Annotated in this window: 3 protein-coding genes; 2 read left to right on the plus strand and 1 reads right to left on the minus strand. The window is 61.7% G+C overall.

Annotation, left to right across the window (positions count from 1 at the left end):
* A partial coding sequence (locus AB4043_RS22710; RefSeq protein ID WP_442308178.1) for a hypothetical protein occupies positions 1-686 on the minus strand: 686 nt, incomplete at its 3' end.
* A gap of 122 nt (positions 687-808) precedes the next feature.
* Here AB4043_RS22710 and AB4043_RS22715 point away from each other — a divergent pair.
* Together AB4043_RS22715 and AB4043_RS22720 are read left to right on the plus strand one after the other, a co-directional pair.
* The gene (locus AB4043_RS22715) at positions 809-1,810 is read left to right on the plus strand and encodes a hypothetical protein (protein WP_442299184.1); all 1,002 of its coding nucleotides are present in this window, start codon (positions 809-811) and stop codon (positions 1,808-1,810) included.
* Between the two features lie 50 nt (positions 1,811-1,860).
* A partial coding sequence (locus AB4043_RS22720) for a nitroreductase family protein (protein WP_442308179.1) occupies positions 1,861-2,363 on the plus strand: 503 nt, incomplete at its 3' end.

Consider the following 2,363-nt stretch of genomic DNA (forward strand, 5'->3'; position numbering starts at 1 on the left):
GTCTTCACACCGTTCGGCGTTTGCTGCTGTTGCTGCGGCTGCTGAGTATTCGAGTCCGGGGTAGAGGAGTCGGACGGAGATTGCTGGGGCTGTGAGCCATCTTGTTGTCCGGATGGCTGCTGTGGCTGCTGCCCGTAGCCGAAGGGACCCGGCTGGGGCCCCGGGCGTACAGCATCGGACCGGGGAATAACCGGCTCGTCCTCGTTGTTCCCGGAGCGATCGGCAGTCGCCGAAAAGACGTTGGGAGGCGTTACCGCGCCCTGGCGGGCGGTAAGGGTCAGGTGTGCCGGAGCGGTCGCCGTGGCCTCCTGGTAGAGCATGTTGCTCTTGGTGCCGTCGAGCAACTGGCGCAGAACCTCGCCGGCTGGAGCGGGGCCGTAGGTGCCGAAGACCCGCTCTTCGCTGACGCCTCCGGTGATGCTCATTCCGGTCTTGCGGGAGATCTCACGAAGAATCTGGTTCAGGCTGGAATTCTGGGTCTTTACCGTCAGGGTGCCGTTGTCATTGGTGATGGACGGCGGCTCCGCAGGCGGGACTGGCGTGGCCTGAGGTGCGGGAGCCGGTGCAAGAGATGTTGGCGGCGTAGCCGGTAGCGTGGCAGATGGCTTCTGTTGTGCCTGCGCAGAGAGGGCAGAGGCGGCCAGAAGGACGAGAAAAACGCCGGGAACAGTAGGATTGCGCGGCATATACAGGGATTAGACGCTCATCGACTGCGAAACGGGCGCATTTCGCGTCTATTCCACTAGACTATCAATGCCGTGGACTGGCTGGAGACAATGGCCGAAAGATTCGCGGGCGGGGTTCCGAAATGAAGCGTTTGTCTGCGCTGTTTGCTGTTCTGTTGGTCGCCGGTCCGTTGACGGCAGAGACGTGCACGACCCAGTCTCAGATGCAGGCGGCCGAGCGCGACGGCATTGCCGCGGCGGCCCGCACTCTGGCTGCCGCTCTGCAGGCAAATGACGCGGCGTCGATCAAGACCCGCAGCAGTGCGCAGCTTGCGGGCAATTTCGCAGCCCTGGCGTCGCTGACCGGGGATACGGCCCCGAAATTGAAAGGCGCGGCGCTGGCGGTGGAGAGCGTGTGGCTTCTTGACGCTACCTCTCTAAAACCAAATTCAGATGGGTCTGCAGCTACGGGACAGTTTTTCTGCACGCTGAACCAGAGCTCGGCGGAGACCGATTTCTCGATTGCAGGACTGCCGGCGGGCAAGTACGCCTTTGCTCTTGTCAATGCATCCGGTCCTAACCCATGGCAAATCAGTATGCTGCTGCGCGACGAGAGCGGGTGGAAGCTTGCCGGCTTGTTCCCTAAGGCTGCGACCTCAGCCGGTAAAGACGGCCTGTACTACTGGACAACGGCGCGCTCAATGGCAAAACAGAACCAGCCGTGGAATGCGTGGCTGTACTATCAGCAGGCTGCCGCACTGTTGCAGCCGGTAGGGTTCGTGAGCAGCACCCATCTGGAGAAGTTGCAGACGGAGGCGTCGACCGCCGCGCCGCCGGTGCTGCAGAAAGGGGTTTCGGCGGACCAGCCGCTGGTACTGCGCGCGACCGATGGGACGGAGTATCGGATTACGGGCTTCGGTTTCGACGATAGCTCCAGCAAAGAGAAGGTGGATCTGGTCGTACACCTCAAGGTAGACACGGCCGGTGATGCCGCGGCTACGCGGAAACGAAACTCCGAGGCTGCACGAACGCTCGTCCTCGCGTATCCTGAGCTTCGTTCAGCATTTCATGGAGTCTGGGTATCATCGGAGTCTCCGGGGGCAAGCCCATTCGCTACCGAGGAGCCGATGGAGAACCTGCGCTGAGCAGTACGGGCCACGGCCACGTTTTTGAGGGAGCAGAAGAACAGGAACGTATGAGCCGCGCCGAAATCAAATCACTCGCCCAGGCGATTCGCGAGCGCCGTGCAAGCCAGAGCTTTGACGGTGAGCCGATTCCGCAGGACGATCTGCGGAAGATTCTGGAAGCGGGGTTGCAGGCCCCCAGCAGCTATAACCTGCAGCCCTGGCGATTCATCGTCGTGCAGCAGCCGGAGCAGAAGCGCCGCCTGCGCGGAGCGTGTTTCAACCAGGCCAAAGTGGAAGAGGCCAGTGCGGTGATTGTCGCCTGCGGCGATGCGGACGCCTGGCGTAAGGACCTGGATGACGTAATCAACTCCGGGCTTCGCGGTGGCATGTCCGAGAGCCTGGCCGCCGCATCGCGAGAGAGCATTCCGCACTACTTCACCGAGTTCAACTCTGACCAGATGCATGGCTGGCTAAACAAGCAGGTCATGGTGGCCTTCACGCACATGCTGCTGATGGCCGAGGTGTTGGGCTACGATACCGCTCCGATGGAAGGCTTCGAGCAGGATAAAGT

This window comes from Terriglobus sp. YAF25, from assembly GCF_052113305.1.
Classification (GTDB): Bacteria; Acidobacteriota; Terriglobia; order Terriglobales; family Acidobacteriaceae; genus Terriglobus.